The following is an 18,262-nucleotide window of genomic DNA, read 5'->3' as shown; positions in this document are numbered from 1 at the left end:
GGGGTGGGTCGGCGGCCTGTGCGGCGGCGGGCACCAGCGGGAGCAGGGCGATCGCCAGGAGGAGTGCCGCCAGTCTCCGTAAGCGCCGCGACGACCGGCGTCGTCGGTGAAGGAAGCTTGCCGGTCTCCTCGTCATCACGTGCACCTTCCGGTTGGTGGAGGCCCGGACCCGGCGGGGCCCTGCCGGAGACTTGGACATGCGGGCCGGTCTCAAGCCGACCGTGAACCCAGAGAACGAGGGAAACTTTCTCTCTGTGCGGCGGAGAAATTAACATGAAGATGTGTCCGGGGCCACAGGTTCGTCGGCAAGAGGTGCGAGAATGGCCGGGCACACCCACGACGCTGTTCAACCAGCTTTCGCCCCCGCTGCCGGCGGGCGGGCGGTTCGATGATCGGGAAGACGACCTTGGCGGACTTGGCGGACCACGCAGCTGACGGACCGGTGGATCACGAAAGCGGGCAGGGTGATACGTCGTCCAGGCCGGTCACCATCGCGTACATCGCCGAGTCGGCGGGGGTGTCGGTCCCGACCGTCTCCAAGGTGATCAATGGCAAGTCGGGGGTTTCCGCGGACACGCGCGCCCGGGTCGAGGAGCTGGTCAACAGATACGGCTACCGCAAACCAGCCGGAGCCGGCCGGAGCAACGTCGTGGAGCTCGTGTTCCGTGAGCTCAAGGACATGTGGGCGGTGGAGATCATCCGGGGCGTGGAGCGGGTGGCCCGCGAGAACGGCGTCGGTCTCATGGTGTCCCGGTTCGGCCTGCATGACACCACGCCGACCTGGAACGACACCGTCTCGCGGCGTCCGAACTGTGTGCTGTCCGTGGCCCAGCTCTCCGAGGCCGAGCGGGAGCAGCTGAAGGCGAAGGGGATCCCGTTCGTCGTCTTCGACCCGACCGCGGAGCTGCCTGACGACGTCCCGTTCGTGGGTGCCACGAACTGGTCCGGCGGCCGGGCCGCGACCCGCCACCTCACCGAGCTCGGGCATCGCCGTATCGCCGTGATCGGCGGACCGCAGGACGTGCTGTGCTGCGTCGCCCGGCTGGACGGATACCGCTCCGCGATGCAGGCTGCCGGCCTGCCGGTCGATCCGGAACTCGTGGTGCATGCGGAACTCACCCGTGAGGACGGCTGCGAGGCGGCGAGTTCCCTGCTGGCCCTGTCCGAACGTCCGACCGCTATCTTCACTGCCAACGACCTGCAGGCACTCGGTGTCTACCAGGCCGCGCGTGAGGCCGGCCTGCGCATCCCCGACGACCTCAGCGTCGTCGGTTTCGACGACCTGCCGGTCGTGGCCTGGGTGGACCCGCCCCTCACCACCGTTCACCAGCCCCTGACCGAGATGGCTGTAGCGGCGACGGAGCTGGCGCTCACTCTCGGTCGGGGCGAGGAGGCGCCCCAGGCCGGGTTGGAGATCGCGACCACTCTTACGGTCCGGGGCAGTACAGCCCCGTTGAAGGACTGACATCGCGGGGCGTATCGGCCTCTCGCCAGGTGCGCGTGACCATTGACCACAAGGATGGCCGTCGCCAGCCTCCAGACCTGGAAACTCTCTAGAGATTTGCTGCGAAACTTTCGTACTCAGCAGGTGCTTGCCAACTTGAACCAGTGAAAGGACCCGATCAGGGTGTCGAGCATGTCCGAGACGGGCACCACCATCAACAACCCGGTGATCCCCGGTTTTTACCCCGACCCGAGCATCTGCCGGGTGGGCGAGGATTACTACGTCGCGTGTTCCAGCTTCGAGTACTTCCCCGGCGTGCCCATCTTCCACAGCCGGGACCTGGTGCACTGGACCCAGATCGGCAACGCGCTGGACCGGCCGAGCCAACTGCGCCTGCCGCTGGACTCGCCTTCCTCGGGAGGGATTTACGCGCCCACCCTGCGCCACCATGACGGCCGGTTCTGGCTGATCGTCACGAATGTCAGCAGTGACGGCAACCTGCTGTTCACGGCCTCCGACCCGGCCGGCCCCTGGTCCGAACCGGTCCGGCTGCCCGGGGTCCCCGGCATCGACCCCGATCTCGCCTGGGACGACGAGGGCAACTGCTGGTGCACCGTCGCCGGAGTGGGACAGGTCCGCCTCGATCCCCACACCGGGGAGACCTTCGGTCCCGATCGCAGGATCTGGTCCGGGACGCCCGGAGCCAAGGCCCCGGAAGCACCGCACCTGTACCGGATCGGCGACTACTGGTACCTGCTCATCGCCGAGGGCGGCACCGAGCGCTGCCACGGCGTCTCCATCGCCCGCGGCCGTACGCCCGACGGCCCGTTCGAGCCATGCCCGGCCAACCCGATCCTGACCCACCGCGGCACCGAGCACCCCATCCAGAACACCGGCCACGCGGACCTGGTCCAGGCACCCGACGGATCATGGTGGATGGTGCTGCTCGGGGTGCGGCCGGGCGGCGGCACCCCCGGCTGGCACGTCCTCGGCCGGGAAACGTACCTGGTGCCGGTCGAATGGGTGGACGGCTGGCCGGTCGTCGGCGAACTGTCCCTCGAGGCGCCCGCGCCCCCGTGGCCGCTCCAGCCGGGCGCCGTCACACCGGTCCGGGACGACTTCGACCTGAGCGAGTTGGCCCCGTACTGGGTCTCACTGCGTCATCGTCCCGCGGAGGACTGCACCACGAAGGATCGGCCCGGCTGGCTCACCCTGCGCGCCCGCGGCGCATCGCTCGACGACACCGACGTGACGTTCGTCGGCCGGCGGCAGCAGCATCTGTCCTGCCGCGTGCGAGCCCTGGTCGATGTGGGGGAGGGGCGCGGTGGCGTGGCCGTCCGCCTCGACGAGCAGCACCACTACGACATCGATGCCGCATCCGGCGTAGTGCAAGTGCGCGCCCGTATCGGCCCGTTGAGCACAGTCGTGGCGTCCCGGCCGGTACCGACCGGACCTGTGGTTCTCCGTATCGAGGTGGCCGCCATTGAGGCCGTGAACGACGCACGCACCGGCCCCGACACCGTCTCGATCGGCATCGAGGAACCGGACGGCACATTCGCCGAGCTCACCTCGCTCGACGGCCGGTACCTCTCCACGGAGGTCGCCGGCGGTTTCACCGGCCGGGTCCTCGGAATGTTCGCCTCAGCCGGCTCGGTTCACTTCGACTGGTTCGACTACGAGCCGCTCGATCACTGAACTTGCTGATGCGGCGCCGGCTCCGAGCCGGCGCCGCATCGTCCTGTTGAAGGCGATCTGCGGGTCCGATGGGGGGAGAAAACCCTCCCTGTTACGGACGTGACGGTGGTGGCAGGCTCTCGTGTGACCGGACGCGGCCGTCAGGACGCGCGGTTGCCAAGGTCCTGCGGCGATGACGATCTCGCCTCTCGCCGTACCGCTGTGTGCGGCTGATTCCGACCGTGAAGCGAAGGCGTAAGCATGCCCACTGAAATCCCCGAGTCCGCTGTCCCACCCCCCACCGGAGCCGACGAGTCCCCCCCGGCGCCCACGCGGCGCACCTTCATCGCCACCAGCACCGCGGTCGGTGGTGTCGTCGTCGCGGGCGGTGTGATCACAGGGACCTACCTCGGCGGCCAGGAGGAGGCGGAAGGCGCCGAGGCGGCGCCTTCCAGCCGTGTTTCCCTGTCGGTCAACGGCCGTCGGCGGACGGTGACGGTCGACAACCGGACGTCGCTCCTCGACCTGCTCCGTGAGCACTTCGGACTGACCGGTTCCAAGAAGGGGTGCAACGCGGGTGCCTGCGGGGCGTGCACGGTTCTGGTCGACGGGCGTCGCGTCAACTCCTGCCTGACGCTGGCCGTCCGTGTGGAGGGGGCTGAGGTCACCACGATCGAGGGCCTGGCCGAAGGCGACGAACTGCACCCGCTCCAGCAGGCGTTCATCGACGAGGACGCGTTCCAGTGCGGCTACTGCACACCAGGGCAGATCGTGTCCGGCGTCGGCTGCATCAAGGAAGGTCACACCGGTTCTCCGGAGGAGATCCGGGAGTGGATGAGCGGCAACATCTGCCGCTGCGGCTGTTACGTGAAGATCGTGCGCGCGGTCGAGCAGACCGCGGGCCGGAAGTGAGGTTCGGCCGACATGCATCCCTTCTCCTTCACCAAGGCCGCCAACACCCGTGAGGCCCTCGACGCGGGCCGCCGAGGCGGTCGTTACATAGCAGGCGGCACCACCCTCGTCGACCTGATGCGGGAGACCGTCGAGCGCCCCGAAACCCTGGTCGACATCAGCGACCTGCCCCTGCATGAAGTCACCGTCACCGAGCGCGGCGGGCTGCGCATCGGCGCCCTGGTGAGCATGGCCGAAACCGCCGCCCACCCCAAGGTCCGCGCCCTGTTCCCCGTCATCTCCGAGGCGCTGGAGCTGAGCGCTTCGGCTCAGCTGCGGAACATGGCGACCATCGGCGGCAACATCATGCAGCGCACCCGGTGCACGTACTTCCGTGATGTCACCGCCGACTGCAACAAGCGCGACCCCGGCTCCGGTTGTGCCGCGCTGCACGGCTTCAACCGCTCCCACGCCATCCTGGGCACCTCCGACGACTGCGTGGCCACGCACCCGTCCGATGTCGCGGTGGCGTTCGCGGCGCTGGAGGCGACCGTGCACCTGCTGGGCCCGGACGGGGAGCGCAGGGCGCCTTTCGCCGACTTCCTGCTGCGGCCCGGCAACACCCCCGATCGTGAACAGGCCCTGCGGCGGGGCGAGTTGATCACGGCGGTGGAGATCCCCGCCCTGCCGCGTCCGCTGAAGTCGGGCTATCTGAAGGTGCGCGACCGACAGTCGTACGAGTTCGCGCTGACCTCGGCGGCCGTCGCGCTGCACGTGCGCGGCGGGGTGATCCGCGAGGCCAGGGTCGCCGCCGGGGGAGTGGGCACGGTGCCGTGGAAGCTGCCCGCGGTCGAGCGACATCTCATCGGTGAACGCCCCTCGGAGGACCTGTGGGCAGCCGCCGCGGAGAAGGCGGCGGAGGGGGCCCGCCCGCTGGAGAACAACCGCTTCAAGGTCGAGCTGCTCAAGCGGACCGTCGAGCGTCAGCTGCGCATCGTAGGAGGTACGAAGTGAGTCCCCAGCCGCAGGCAGCCGTGGGTGCGCCGCTGTCCCGGGTGGACGGGCGGCTGAAGGTCACGGGCGAGGCACAGTACGCCGCCGAGTTCGACGTCGAGGGGATGGTGCACGCCGTCATCGTCGACGCGAGCGTCGGCCGCGGCCGTATCACGTCCGTCGACACCGGCGACGCCGAAGCCGTCCCGGGCGTACTGCGGGTGATCCACCATGGCAACGCGCCGACGCTGCCGTACCGCGACAACCCTATGTCGCCCACGTCGAACAATCCCCCCGGCCGCAGGTTGCGGGTCTTCCAGGACGACCGGGTGCTCTTCCACGGTCAGCCGGTCGCCGTCGTGGTGGCCACCACCCTGGAGTCCGCGCAGCACGGCGCGAGCCTGGTGAAGGTCGAATACGACGCCGAGCGGCCCACCACGGACCTCGCCGAGGGCGAGCCGGGTGTGCCGGACACCTACACACGCGGTGACGCGGCAGCCGGGCTGCGCGACGCTGACGTACGGCTGGACGCGACGTATCGCCTGGCGCGCGAGCACCACAATCCGATGGAGCCGCACGCCACGATCGCCCGCTGGGACGGCAACCGGCTCACCCTGTGGGACAAGACGCAGTGGGTACTGGGCACGCAGACCGAGCTCTCCACGGTGTTCGGTGTGCCGCTGGACTCCGTGCGGATCATCAATCCCTTCGTCGGGGGCGGCTTCGGCAGCGGGCTGCGCGGCTGGCCGCACACCGTGGTCGCCGCGCTGGCCGCCCGCGAGACCGGCCGTCCGGTCAAGCTCGTCCTGACCCGCAAGCAGATGTACTTCGGCACCGGTTTCCGGCCCGCCTACGAGTACCGGATGCGTGTCGGCAGCGACCGGCGCGGCCGCCTGGTCGCCACGGACCAAGTGATCGACTCGGAGACCTCGTCGTACGAGACGTTCACCGAGGCCGTCATGACGCCGGGGCAGATGCTCTACAGCACGCCCAATGTCCGCCAGGCCTATCGGACGGTGCCTCTGGACGTGAACAGCCCGATCTGGATGCGCGGACCCGGCGCCGCCACGGGGGTCTTCGCCGTCGAGTCGGCCATGGACGAACTCGCCCACGAGCTCGGCATCGACCCGGTCGAGCTGCGCCGGCGCAACGAGCCCGCCGAGGACCCGTCGAACAACCTGCCGTTCTCCACGCGCCGGCTGCGCGAGTGCTATACGGTCGGCGCCCGCGAGTTCGGCTGGGACCGGCGCAACCCGAAGCCGCGCTCGACGCGTGACGGCGACTGGCTGATCGGCCTGGGCATGGCCTCGGGCGTGTACCACACGGCGGTCGCCGCGGCCGACTCCCGGGGCCGCCTGAACGCCGACGGCACGGCGGTGATCGAGTCCGCCACCAGCGACATGGGCCCGGGCACGTACACCTCCCAGACCCAGGTGGCCGCTGACGCGCTGGGGCTGGCCATGCGCGCGGTCGACTACCGGCTCGGCGACTCCCGCTACCCGCGGACCCCGCCGCACGGTGGTTCCCAGACGATGGCGAGCGTCGGCTCCGCCACCCTCGACGTCTGCAACAAGCTCCGGCGGCAGGCGATCCGACTGGCCGTCGAGGACGAGAAATCGCCGCTGCACGGGGTGTCGGCCGACGACGTCGTGGTCCAGGGCGGCCGGCTGCACGTGCGGGGGAATCCGGCGCGCGGCGAGTCGTACCAGCGGCTGCTGACCCGCAACGACCGCACCCGTCTCGAAGCGGAGGCCTCCTTTTCCCCGCCGGGGGGCGAGCGGTTCTCCATCAGCGGCTACAGCGCGACCTTCACCGAGGTGGCGGTGGACGCGACGCTGGGTCTGGTGCGGGTGCGGCGGATGCTCTCCGTGTACGACGCGGGCCGCATCATCAGCCCCAAGCTGGCCGACAGCCAGGCGATCGGCGGCATGGTGGGCGGCATCGGGGCGGCTCTGCTCGAGCACACGGTGACCGATCACCGCGACGGCCGGATCGTCAACGCCAACCTCGCCGACTACCTGATCCCGGTCAACGCCGACATCCCCGACCTCAGGGCGATCTACCTCGACGGGGAGGACTACGACGCCGACCCGCTCGGCGTGAAGGGCCTTGCCGAGCTCGTGATCTGCGGTGTGGCACCCGCCATCGCCAACGCGGTCTTCAACGCCACCGGCCGCCGGGTCCGCGAACTGCCCATCACGGCCGAGGCGTTGCTCTGACGCCCGCTTCCAGGGCCGCCGCCGCGTAGAGCGATCTCCGGCGGCGTGGCGGCGGCCCGCCCCACCCCTTTGCACGAAGGACCTGTTCATGCTGAACATCGCGGACACATTGAACCGCTGGTGCCGCGAAGCACGTCCCTTCGCCCTGGCCACCGTCGTCGACGTGCACGGCAGCGCACCCCTGCCGACCGGGACCTCGGTCGCGGTGGACGCGGTCGGCAACGCGGTCGGCAGCATCTCCGGCGGCTGCGTGGAGGGCGCGGTGTACGAGCTGTGCCAACAGGTGCTTCACGATCGGGGCGCTCCGCAGCGCGCCTGGTTCGGCTACTCCGACGACGACGCCTTCGCTGCCGGGCTGACCTGCGGCGGCGAACTCGACGTCCTCGTCCGGCGTGTCGATCCCGTGGCCGAGCCGCACCTCGCGGCAGCCCTCGCCGACGTCGCGGAGGGCCGGCCCGCTGCCGTGGCCCAGATCGTGGACGGTCCGCGCGACCTCCTCGGTTCGACCCTGAGCGTCCTCGGCGACGGCAGCATGACCTACGGCACCCTGGACGGCGGGCCGGCGGGCCAGCTGGTGGCGGACGAAGCCCGGGCCCTGCTGCGGGCGGGCCGCACCGCCCGCGTCACGGTCGGCGGTGAGGCGGACACCTGCCTCGAACCGCTGACCGCCCTCGTCCACGTCCACGCGTCCCGCCCCCGCATGCTGGTCTTCGGCGCCGTCGACTTCGCCGCCGCCCTCAGCCGGGCCGGGGCCTTCCTCGGCTACCGGGTCACCGTGTGCGACGCCCGCCCCGTCTTCGCCACCGCGGCCCGCTTTCCGTACGCGGACGAGGTCGTGGTCGACTGGCCCCACCGCTACCTGGAGCGCACGGCGGTGGACGCCCGTACCGCCGTCTGTGTCCTCACCCACGACGCCAAGTTCGACATCCCCCTGCTGCGCCTGGCCCTCGACCTGCCCGTCGGCTACATCGGCGCGATGGGCTCCCGGCGCACCCACGACGAACGCCTGCGCCTCCTGCACGAGGCGGGCGTCACCAAGGAACAACTCGCCCGGCTGCACTCCCCGATCGGCCTCGACCTCGGCGCCCGTACGCCCGAGGAGACGGCTGTCTCCATCACCGCGGAGATCATCGCCGCCGACCACCAGGGAACCGGCCTGCCCTTGTCCGGCCTTTCCGGCCCGATCCACATCGACGAGCGGGTGCCCGCCCCGGGCGGTGAGTGAGGCAGGCCGGTCTGCGAAAGCGGACCTGCCGTCCGCCGGACGGTCTACGCGGTGGAGATCACCGCGGCGGCCGCGGCCGGGGCGCGGGCGGGTACGGGGGCGGTCAGTACCGCGCCCGCGGACGCCGTCGGGTTCGTCATCCCGTAGCGGGCGGTGGTGATCAGGATGCGTGAGTCCGAGGGATGCAGACACACCGAGGTGGGTTGCGTGGCCGGCAGGGCCAGCGCCATGAGCAGGCGGCCGTCCGGGTGGTACCGGCGGACCGAACTGCCGCCCCAAACCGCCACCCACAGGCAGCCCTCGTCGTCGACGGTCATGCCGTCGGGGCTTCCTTCGCCACCGTGGAAGCGGACAAAGGTCTCGGGGCCGGTGAGGTCGCCCGTGGCCGGATCGACATGGCAGCGCAGGACGGTGCCGGCAGCGCTGTCCGCCAGGTACATGGTCGTGCCGTCGGCGGTGAACGCCGGCCCGTTGACGACGGTCAGGCCGTCGAGCACGCGGACCACCGTGCCGTCGGTGTCCGTGCGGTACAGCGATCCCGCGCCCGGTGTGCCGTCGTAGGGCATGCTGCCGGCCCAGAAGCGGCCGGCCCGGTCTGCGACACCGTCGTTCATGCGGGTGGGGACAGGGGTGCGGTCCTCCGGACGGTCCAGCCACTCCAGGTCGCCGTCGGGTCCGAGCAGGGCGATTCCGGTGCCTGCCGCGGCGATCCAGGTGCCTGGACGTCCGTGGACCGGCGCGACGGCGCCGAGCGGCACGTCGAGCCGGGCCAGTTGCCGCGGGGCGTGCCCGGTTGTGCCGTCCCGCAGTTCGAAGAGCCGGCCGCTGAGGATGTCCACGTATACGTACCGGTCACCGACCCAGCGGCCTCCTTCGGCGAGTTCGTAGTCGCCGTGGACCGCGATGGCCGTCTCCTGATGCGCGGCGGATGCCATGTCGTTCTCCCAGGTCAGCGGATGGTGGTGCCGTCGGCCTCGTCCAGCAGGCCGAGTTCGTCCTGACTCGGCAGGCCCTCCCAGTCGCCCCGGGTGGCGACGGCGAAGGCCGCGGTGGTGACGGCTCGGTCCAGTCGGGCCGGGACGTCGGCGCCCTGGAGGAAGCCGGACAGGTATCCGGCCACGAAGGCGTCGCCCGCGCCGACCAGATCGACCGCTTCGACTCGCCGTGCCGCGCGGTCCACCGTTTCCCGGGAGGTGAAGCAGGTCGCTCCGCGAGCGCCGCGCTTGACGACCACCTCGCTGACACCTTCGGTCAGGAGACTGTCCACGCTCTCGCGTTCGTCCGCGCCCGGTCGCTTCAGCACCATCGGCAGTTCGTCCTCGGAGGCGATGAGGAGGTCGGTGCAGGCCAGCAGGGGCCGCAGAGTCGCACGGGCAAGGTCCGAACTCCACAGCCGCGACCGGTAGTTGACGTCGAGGCATACGGTGATGCCGGCCTCGCGGGCTGCCATGACGGCGGCCCGTACGGCCTCGGCCGCCGAGGGGCCGAGCGCGGGTGTGATACCGGTCAGATGCAGGACGCGCGTTCCGGTACTCAGAGCGGGCAGCACGTCAGCCGGGGCAAGGGCCGAACCCGCCGAACCGGTGCGGTAGTAGCTGACGCGGGTCAGCGTGCCCATGCGGGGCTCCGTCAGCAGCAGTCCCGTGGGACGGCCGGCGTCGTCGGTGACGGCGTGGCCGATGTCGACGCTCTCGGCGCGGAGTGTGCGCAGCACCAGTGCGCCGAGCTCGTCCGCGCCGACCCGGCCGACCCAGCGCACCCGGTGCCCGAGCCGGGCGAGGCCGATCGCGACATTGGATTCGGCTCCCGCGACGGAGAGCCCGAGACTCCCGCCGAGCCGCAGCGCGCCTCCGGCTCGGAGCGCCGCCATCGTCTCGCCGAAGGTGACGACTTCGGGCAGGGAATCGGGCAGGGATCCGGGCAGGGAGGGGTCGGTTGGAGGCGCCATCATCGCGTACCGCGGGGGACTGCTTCGCGGAACGCTGCCGCGCGGCTGCGGAGTTGGGCCAGATCGCCGCCATGTGCCGCGTCACCGATGAGGGGTGAGCCCACGCCGACGGCGATCGCGCCCTGGTCGAGGTAGGCGCGGGCGGCCGCCGCGTCCACTCCGCCGACGGGCACGAAGGGCACGTCGGGGAACGGGTCGCGCAATGCCCGCAGATAGCCGGGGCCGCCGAGGGAGGCCGGGAACAGCTTGACCGCGCCGGCGCCCCGGGCAAGGGCGAGTTCGGTCTCGCTGGGTGTCAGTGCGCCCATCAGCACCGGTACGGCGACGGACTGCAGGCCGTCGACGAGCGCGGGGGTCACGAGAAACGACGCTCCGGCGTCCACGGCGCGGCTGGCGTCGGCGGTCGTACGCACGGTTCCGGCGCCCAACAGCGCTTCGGGGCCGAGTTCGGCACGTGCCTGTGCGATCACCTTCGTCGCGTTGTCGGTGGTCAGCGAGACCTCGATGAGGTCGATGCCCTCTTCGGCGAGGGTGAGTACGGTGCGCAGAGCTGCGTCGGGGTCGGTGCCGCGCACGACCGCCAGCAGGCGATGGGCGCGCAGCGATGCCACGAGATCCATGAGGTGGGTACTCCTGGGTGCGGGGTTACGGGGTGCGGAAGGGCTTGGCCGGCGGGCAGGTCACCACTCGGTGAACGAGCCGTCGGAGCGCCGCCATACGGGGTTGCGCCAGCGGTGTCCGGTCTCGGCGGCGCGGCGTACCGCCTTCTCGTCGATCTCCACGCCAAGACCCGGCCGGGGGCTCGCGACGGCGTGGCCGTCGTCGAAGCGGAAGGGCTCCGGGTCCATCACGTAGTCCAGCAGGTCGCTCTGCTGGTTGTAGTGGATGCCCAGACTCTGTTCCTGGATGAGGAAGTTCGGCACCGCGAAGGCGATCTGCAGGCTTGCGGCCAGGGCGATCGGGCCGAGGGGGCAGTGCGGGGCCAGGGCGACGTCGTACGTCTCGGCCATGGCCGCGATTCGGCGGACCTCGGAGATACCGCCCGCGTGCGACAGGTCGGGCTGTGCGACGGCGATCCCGCTGGTCAGTACGTCACGGAAGTCCCAGCGGGAGTAGAGGCGTTCACCGACGGCCAGCGGCACACTGGTGGATTCCACCAGGCTGCGCAGGTGACTCGAGTGCTCCGGCAGAACGGGCTCCTCGACGAACAGCGGATGGAGTGGTTCGAGCAGGGGGAGCAGGCGGCGGGACATGGCGGTCGAGACCCGGCCGTGGAAGTCGACGACCACATCCCGCTCGTCGCCGAGGACTTCTCGGACGGCCGCGACCCGGTCGACGACCTCATTGGTGCGTGCGGGGGTGTCGATCGGGGCGAGCTCGGCCGAGCCGTTCATCTTCACGGCGGTGAAGCCGGCCTCTGTCTGCTGCCTGGCCAGCTGGGCCACGTCGGACGGGCGGTCTCCGCCGATCCAGGCGTACATCCGCACCTTGTCACGCACCGGCCCGCCGAGGAGCCGGTGCACCGGTACGCCGTAGGTCTTGCCGGCGATGTCCCAGAGTGCCTGGTCGATGCCGGCGACGGCGCTGGAGAGGATCGGACCGCCGCGGTAGAAGCCGCCCTTGGTGAGCACCTGCCAGTGGTCCTCGATGCGCAGGGGGTCCTGGCCGAGGAGGTAGTCCTCCAGTTCGTGGACCGCGGCGCGGACGGTCTCGGCGCGGCCCTCGATCACCGGCTCTCCCCAGCCGGTGATGCCCTCGTCGGTGTCGATGCGCAGGAAGAGCCAGCGCGGTGCCACGAGGAAGGTCTCAAGTCCGGTTATTTTCAAGGGGTTTCCTCCGGTGCGGCGTCGGTGGTGGGGGCGCCGCCCAGGTCTTGCGACTTCACGGCCACCAGGTCCTCGGACGCCTGCGCGAGCAGGGACTCGACGGCAGCGGCGGCGGCGTCGGGGGCGCCCGCCTCGATCGCCTGCAGCAGTTCCCGGTGCACCGGTACGGAATCCGAGAAATGCTGGGCGCCGTGGACGATCCGGTCCCGAATGCCGAGACCGGCCTCGATGACGACCTCCATCCGGCTGAGCAGTTCGTTGTGTGCCGCGTCCAGCAGGGCGCGGTGGAAGGCGAGGTCCGCCTCGACCATCGCGTCCGCGTCCGTCCCGGCCGCTGCCATCGCGTCGAGAGCCTTCTGCATCGCGGCCAGGTCCGACTCGGTGCGGCGGACCGCGGCCAGGCGCGCACCGGCGGGCTCCACGATGGAGCGAACCTCGGCGAGATCCTCCAGGAAGCTGTCCGTCGGGGAGCTGCTGCCCTGCCAGCGCAGCAGGTCGCTGTCGAGCAGGTTCCAGTGCGCACGGGGCCGGATCATGGTGCCGCGCTTCTGCCGTGACTCGATCAGGCCCTTGGAGGCCAGCACCCGAAGCGCCTCGCGCACCACGGTCTTGCTCACGCCCAGGTCGGTTTCGAGCTGGTCCGGGTAGAGCACGGAGCCCGGCGGGTAGTCACCGCGGACGATGCGCCGGCCTATCTCCTCCAGGGCCTGGCCGTGCAGTCCTCTGCCGGGTTGGATCACCATGTACTCCGTTTCCCCTCACGTCCTGTGCGCGCACCTCGGACACCGCACGCGGTGTCGGGTGTGCCCGTCACGAGGACTCCTTCATGACGCTCCATCCTCCGTCAACCACGAGGCTCGCGCCGGTCACGTAGGAGGCGTCGTCGGACGCCAGGAAGGCGACCGCGGCGGCCACTTCCTCCGGCTGCCCGAACCGCTTGGCCGCCGTGGCCGCCACACTGCGGCCCCGGTCGCTCTCCGGGATGCCGTCCCATGCCGCGGTCAGGATGGGGCCGGGCAGCACGGTGTTGACCCTGATGTGCGGCCCGTACTCGACCGCCAGCTGCCGTCCCAGTGAGCACAGCGCGCCCTTCGCCGCGGCGTACGCGGCATGGCCGGGCAGGCCGATGACCGCGTGCACCGAGGAGGTGAGGACGACGGACCCCGACGCCTCGCGCAGGAGGGCCCCGAAGGTCTTCATCGCGCGCCAGGCGGGTTTCAGCAGCACGGCCATCTGTCCGTCCCACTCGGCCTCGGTCAGTTCGTGGGCGGGTTTGTTCAGCTGGGCGAAGGCGTTGCTGTGCAGCACATCCAGCCGCCCGTAGCGCTCGCGGACGTGGCGGCCGAGGTCCTCCCAGTCGGCGGCGGAGGTGACGTCGCAGCGCAGGTACTCCGCGTGCCCTCCGCTCGCCATGATGTCCGCCGCGACCGTCTTCCCCGCGGCGTCGTCCACGTCCGTCAGCACGACCAGGCCGCCCTCGTCCGCGAGTCTGCGGGCCGTCGCGGCGCCGATGCCGTGGGCGGCGCCGGTGATCACCGCCACCCGTCCGGCCAACCTGCGGCAGTCCGTCATCACACGCTCTTCCCTTCCGGCTTCCCTTCCGATGCTGAGACCACCATAGCTGTTTCAATTAATTATGAATATATCTTGACGGGGTCGAGGTGCCGCTTCAAGACTGACCGCCATGCAAGAGGCAGACCCCACAGCAATCGACGCGCGGCGCCGCCTGCGCCCCGCCGGTATCGCCTTCGGCGGCGACTACAACCCCGAGCAGTGGCCCGAGGAGGTGTGGGCCGAGGACGTCTCCTTGATGAAGGAGGCGGGCGTCTCCATGGTGACGGCCGGCATCTTCTCCTGGGCCAAGGTGGAGCCGAGGCCGGGGGAGTACGACTTCACCTGGTTCGACCGGGTCATGGACAACCTGGCCGGGGCGGGCGTGGCCGTGTGCCTGGCCACCATGACGGCGTCCCCGCCGCCGTGGCTGTCCCGGTTGCACCCCGAGATCCTTCCCGAGACCGCCGACGGCCGCCGTATGTGGCCGGGCGGGCGCCAGCACTACTGCCCCTCCAGCGCTGTCTATCGCCGTTACGCGACGCGCCTGGTCGAGCAGCTGGCCGGCCGGTACGCCGACCACCCGGCGCTGGAGACGTGGCACATCGGCAACGAGTACGGCTGCCACACCGCGATGTGCTGGTGCGACGAGTCGGCGGCCGATTTCCGCCGCTGGCTGTCCGACCGGTACGGCACCGTCGAGGCCCTCAACGACGCCTGGTCGACGGCGTTCTGGTCGCAGCGGTACGACACCTTCGACGAGGTGCTGCCGCCACGGCTGGCGCCGACCTTCCCCAACCCCGCACAGCAGCTGGACTTCGCCCGGTTCTCCGACGACGCACTGCTGCGGTGCTACCTGGCGGAGAAGGAAGTACTGCGGCGGATCACCCCGGACGTCCCCGTGACGACGAACTTCATCGGGGTGAACAAGCCGGTCGACGCCTTCCGGTGGGCGGCCGAGGAGGACGTCGTCTCGGTCGACGTCTACCAGGACCCGCACGAGGAGGACACCCACATCGCGGCCGGCTTCATCTTCGACGTGACCCGGTCCGCCCGCGGCGGTCAGCCGTGGATGCTGATGGAACAGGCGCCCAGCGCGGTGAACTGGCGCGACCGCAACGGGCCCAAGCCGCCGGGGCGGATGCGCCTGTGGAGCTGGCAGGCGGTCGCCCAGGGCGCCGACGCGGTGCTGTACTTCCAGTGGCGTCAGTCCCGGGGCGGCGCCGAGAAGTACCACTCGGCGATGCTCCCGCACGGCGGCACCGGCACCCGCACCTTCCACGAGGTGCGTGAACTGGGCCGCGAACTCGCCTCGGTGCCGCAGATCGCCGGCACCCGGTGCACCTCCGACGTCGCCCTGGTCATGGACTGGAACAGCTGGCGGGCACTGGAACTCGACTCGCACCCGTCCACCGCACTGGACCAGACGGACATCGCCCTGGCGCACTACCGCCCGCTGTTCGAGGCGGGCGTCGCCTGCGACGTCGTACCGCCCGACCGCGATCTGTCGGGCTACCGCCTCGTCGTCGTACCCAACCTCTACCTGCTGCGGGAGCGGGACGCCGAACGTCTCACCGACTTCGTGCGCGGCGGCGGCCATCTGCTGGTGTCCTTCTTCTCCGGCATCGTCGACGACTGCGACCGGGTGCACCTGGGCGGATACCCCGCACCGCTGCGCGAGGTACTGGGCCTGCGCGTCGAGGAGTTCTGGCCGCTGCGGGAGCAGGATTCGGTGAAGGTACGGCACCACGACGGCACGGTCGGACAGGCCGACCTGTGGTCGGAAGTCGTCGTACCCGAGGACGCACAGCCGGTGGCCGTTTTCGACTCAGGCCCACTGACCGGACAGCCGGCGGTCACACGTAACTCCTTCGGGCAGGGCAGCGCGTGGTACGTCGCGACGCGCCTCGCACCACAGGCCATGCGGGCCCTGACGGACGAGGTGTGCCGCACGGCGGGTGTCGGCCCCGTCCTGGCCGGGCTTCCCGAACAGGTGCAGGCGACCGTCCGCGAAGGCGACGGCGGACGCTTCCTCTTCCTGCTCAACCACGGGTCGGAGCAGGTCTCGGTCCGACTGCCAGAGCCGATGACAGACGCCCTCACTCCCGGGACAGGCCCCTCGGACCGGATCACGCTGCCGGGGGCCGGAGCCGCCGTACTGAACAAGCCTTAGGCACAAGCAAGGGACACACATTGGACACATCAAGGCCCGCGCGACGGTCCTTCTTGCGGTGGGCTGCCGCGGCGGGGACGGCGATCGCCGCCCCCGCCCTCACCGCCTGCGGACAGACCGTCGGAGCCGCACGTACGACCACGCAGGCACGCACACGCCCCGGTCAGAAGGTCAGACTCGTCTTCTGGACGTGGGTACCGATGCAGAAGACCGTCGACCTGTGGAACCGGACGCACCCCGACATCCAGGTCGAGATGCAGACCATCCCCCAGAACGTGACCGGCGGCTACCAGAAGATGCACGCCTCGCTGACGGCCGGGAACCCTCCGGACCTGGCGCAGGTCGAGTATCACGAGCTGCCCAGCTTCATGCTGGTCAACGGCCTGACCGACCTGAGCGAGTACGGAGCCGACGACCTGCGCGACAGCTATGTGCCGTGGCAGTGGCAGCAGGGCGTCTTCGACGGCAAGGTCTACACCGTCCCGCAGGCATCCGGCCCGATGGGGCTCTTCTACCGCCGGGACCTCTTCGCGAAGTGGGGCATCGAAACCCCCGCCACCTGGGCCGAGTTCGAGGACGCCGCCCGCGTGGTCAAGGCCCGCGGCGACGGTGCCAGGCTGTGCGCCTTCGCCCCCAACCAGCCCAGCTGGTTCGCCGCGATGTGCTGGCAGCGCGGCGCACGATGGGTGCGTACCGAGGGCGACACCTGGGTCGTCGACATGGACGACGATCTCTCCCGCGAGGTCGCGGACTACTGGGAGAGGATGGTCCGCGACGACCTCGTCTTCGTCGAACCCGACATGTCCAACGCCTGGTACAGGCATGTCCAGACCGGACAGATCGCCGCCTGGGTCGGGCCTCAGTGGGGCGACGCCCTGCTGCGCGGCAACGCGCCGGACACCGCGGGAAAGTGGCGGGTCGCCCTGCTGCCCCAGTGGAAGGCCGGGCAGAAGGCCTCCGCCAACTGGGGCGGATCGTCCACCGCGATCCTCCAGGGCTCCCGTCACCCGCGTGAGGCGCTGCAGTTCGCGCACTGGATCAACACCGACCGCCGGGCCGTCGACCTGAACGTCTCCGTCGGCTACGGCTGGCCCGCTGCCACCGGCATCTTCAGCGGATCGGCCCTCGACAAGCCCGACCCGTTCTTCGGCGGACAGCGGTACAACGACGTGTTCACCGTCTCCGACCGGGCCATCGACACCTCCTGGAAGTGGTCGCCCACCACGGACGCCGACTTCTCCCAGCTCCAGGACTCCTTCGGCGCCGCCATCGCCGGAGACGGCTCTCTCACCGGGGCGCTGGCCGACGCCCAGAAGAGCACCGTGGACAACCTGCGGGCCAAGGGCCTGACGGCGAGGAGCGCGCGATGAGCACCACGACCGACCGGACGACGACGTCCGCACCGGGCAGCCGGCGCTCCGCCCGCCCCGACCGGGCGGCATGGGGGTTCCTGCTCCCCTTCGTCGCCCTCTTCCTGTTCACCTTCGTGCTTCCGCTCGGCTACGCCGTCTACCAGAGCCTCCTCACACCGGCCCGTTCCGGCCCGCTGGGCCTGGGCCCGGCCACCCTCGGTTTCGCCGGTCTCGACAACTACACCCTCGCCCTTCAGCAGTCGGCCTTCCTGGAGAGCTTCGCGCGGGTCCTGCTCTTCGGCATCGTTCAGATCCCGGTGATGCTGCTGCTGTCCACCGCGCTGGCACTGGCACTGGACACGCTCTCCCACCGCTGGGCCGGCATCCTGCGCGCCGCCTACTTCCTGCCGTACGGCGTTCCGGGCGTCATCGCCTCGATCCTGTGGGGCTTCCTGTACGTGCCGGGCGTGAGCCCGGTCGTCGACCTGCTCGACAGGGTCGGTCTCGCTCCGGACTTCCTCGGCTACGACAGCGTGCTGTGGTCCATCGCCAACATCGTGATCTGGGAGTTCGCCGGCTACAACATGCTGGTGATCGTCGCCCAGCTCAAGGCGATCCCGCAGGAGCTCTACGAAGCCGCGCGCATCGACGGGGCCGGCGCCTGGCAGACGGCGATCCGGATCAAGCTCCCCCTGGCCCGGCCCGCCCTCGTGCTCACCGGCGTCTTCTCCATCATCGGCACCCTGCAACTGTTCGCCGAACCACTGGTCATCAAGCCGCTGACCCCGGCGGTCAGCACGTCGTACACCCCGAACCTGAGCGCCTACAACGAGGCCTTCGCCAACAACAACATCTACCTCGCCGCGGCCGAGTCGGTGATCCTCGCCCTGGTGGCGAGCGTGCTGTCCTTCGGCTTCCTCAGCCTGGTGAACCGCAAGGGAAGAAGGGATGCACGGTGAGCGTGTC

The 18,262-nt window shown here is 70.4% G+C and carries 15 protein-coding genes; 9 read left to right on the top strand and 6 right to left on the bottom strand.

Features of this window, described 5'->3' with window-relative positions:
- The first annotated feature begins 388 nt into the window (after positions 1 to 388).
- The 6 genes from G5C60_RS16150 to G5C60_RS16125 all read left to right on the top strand — a co-directional run bounded on the left by G5C60_RS16150 (position 389) and on the right by G5C60_RS16125 (position 8,446).
- Positions 389 to 1,465, top strand: coding sequence for a LacI family DNA-binding transcriptional regulator (locus G5C60_RS16150; RefSeq protein ID WP_165259698.1), 1,077 nt, complete (start codon positions 389 to 391; stop codon positions 1,463 to 1,465).
- Between the two features lie 171 nt (positions 1,466 to 1,636).
- Positions 1,637 to 3,139, top strand: coding sequence for a glycoside hydrolase family 43 protein (locus tag G5C60_RS16145; RefSeq protein ID WP_206439585.1), 1,503 nt, complete (start codon positions 1,637 to 1,639; stop codon positions 3,137 to 3,139).
- 240 nt (positions 3,140 to 3,379) lie between these two features.
- The gene (locus G5C60_RS16140; protein WP_165259696.1) at positions 3,380 to 4,030 is read left to right on the top strand and encodes a (2Fe-2S)-binding protein; all 651 of its coding nucleotides are present in this window, start codon (positions 3,380 to 3,382) and stop codon (positions 4,028 to 4,030) included.
- 12 nt (positions 4,031 to 4,042) lie between these two features.
- On the top strand, positions 4,043 to 5,023 hold the full coding sequence (locus tag G5C60_RS16135) for an FAD binding domain-containing protein (protein ID WP_165259694.1): 981 nt from the start codon (positions 4,043 to 4,045) through the stop codon (positions 5,021 to 5,023).
- The gene (locus G5C60_RS16130; RefSeq protein ID WP_165259692.1) at positions 5,020 to 7,221 is read left to right on the top strand and encodes a molybdopterin cofactor-binding domain-containing protein; all 2,202 of its coding nucleotides are present in this window, start codon (positions 5,020 to 5,022) and stop codon (positions 7,219 to 7,221) included. The genes G5C60_RS16135 and G5C60_RS16130 overlap by 4 nt, the downstream gene beginning before the upstream one ends.
- Positions 7,222 to 7,309: 88 nt before the next feature.
- On the top strand, positions 7,310 to 8,446 hold the full coding sequence (locus tag G5C60_RS16125; RefSeq protein WP_165259690.1) for an XdhC family protein: 1,137 nt from the start codon (positions 7,310 to 7,312) through the stop codon (positions 8,444 to 8,446).
- A 44-nt stretch (positions 8,447 to 8,490) separates the two neighbouring features.
- Here the strand turns inward: G5C60_RS16125 and G5C60_RS16120 are convergent, their stop codons facing one another.
- The 6 genes from G5C60_RS16120 to G5C60_RS16095 form a co-directional block, all read right to left on the bottom strand.
- Entirely contained in the window at positions 8,491 to 9,381 is an 891-nt protein-coding gene (locus G5C60_RS16120; RefSeq protein ID WP_165259688.1) for an SMP-30/gluconolactonase/LRE family protein, read from the bottom strand.
- 14 nt (positions 9,382 to 9,395) lie between these two features.
- On the bottom strand, positions 9,396 to 10,394 hold the full coding sequence (locus G5C60_RS16115; RefSeq protein WP_165259710.1) for a sugar kinase: 999 nt from the start codon (positions 10,392 to 10,394) through the stop codon (positions 9,396 to 9,398).
- The gene (locus tag G5C60_RS16110) at positions 10,394 to 11,014 is read right to left on the bottom strand and encodes a bifunctional 4-hydroxy-2-oxoglutarate aldolase/2-dehydro-3-deoxy-phosphogluconate aldolase (protein WP_165259686.1); all 621 of its coding nucleotides are present in this window, start codon (positions 11,012 to 11,014) and stop codon (positions 10,394 to 10,396) included. Before G5C60_RS16110 ends, G5C60_RS16115 begins: the two co-directional genes overlap by 1 nt.
- A gap of 60 nt (positions 11,015 to 11,074) precedes the next feature.
- A complete protein-coding gene (gene dgoD / locus G5C60_RS16105) occupies positions 11,075 to 12,220 on the bottom strand; it encodes a galactonate dehydratase (RefSeq protein WP_165259684.1) in 1,146 nt (381 codons plus the stop codon).
- Positions 12,217 to 12,963 carry a FadR/GntR family transcriptional regulator gene (locus tag G5C60_RS16100; protein ID WP_165259682.1) on the bottom strand — a complete coding sequence of 249 codons (747 nt, stop codon included), beginning with the start codon at positions 12,961 to 12,963 and terminating at the stop codon, positions 12,217 to 12,219. Before G5C60_RS16100 ends, dgoD begins: the two co-directional genes overlap by 4 nt.
- A 67-nt stretch (positions 12,964 to 13,030) precedes the next feature.
- Positions 13,031 to 13,792 carry an SDR family NAD(P)-dependent oxidoreductase gene (locus tag G5C60_RS16095; RefSeq protein ID WP_165259680.1) on the bottom strand — a complete coding sequence of 254 codons (762 nt, stop codon included), beginning with the start codon at positions 13,790 to 13,792 and terminating at the stop codon, positions 13,031 to 13,033.
- A gap of 112 nt (positions 13,793 to 13,904) precedes the next feature.
- Here G5C60_RS16095 and G5C60_RS16090 point away from each other — a divergent pair, with 112 nt between their 5' ends.
- From G5C60_RS16090 to G5C60_RS16080, 3 genes are read left to right on the top strand one after another with little or no spacing between them, the layout of a single operon-like run.
- Entirely contained in the window at positions 13,905 to 15,944 is a 2,040-nt protein-coding gene (locus G5C60_RS16090; protein WP_165259678.1) for a beta-galactosidase, read from the top strand.
- Between the two features lie 53 nt (positions 15,945 to 15,997).
- A complete protein-coding gene (locus G5C60_RS16085; protein WP_241266836.1) occupies positions 15,998 to 17,314 on the top strand; it encodes an ABC transporter substrate-binding protein in 1,317 nt (438 codons plus the stop codon).
- The gene (locus G5C60_RS16080; RefSeq protein WP_165259674.1) at positions 17,311 to 18,255 is read left to right on the top strand and encodes a carbohydrate ABC transporter permease; all 945 of its coding nucleotides are present in this window, start codon (positions 17,311 to 17,313) and stop codon (positions 18,253 to 18,255) included. Before G5C60_RS16085 ends, G5C60_RS16080 begins: the two co-directional genes overlap by 4 nt.
- The last annotated feature ends 7 nt before the right edge of the window (positions 18,256 to 18,262 follow it).

Source organism: Streptomyces scabichelini (assembly GCF_011045015.1).
Classification (GTDB): Bacteria; Actinomycetota; Actinomycetes; order Streptomycetales; family Streptomycetaceae; genus Streptomyces; species Streptomyces scabichelini.
The sequence above is the reverse complement of the archived record's forward strand: the minus strand, read 5'-3'. Positions and strand labels throughout refer to the sequence as shown.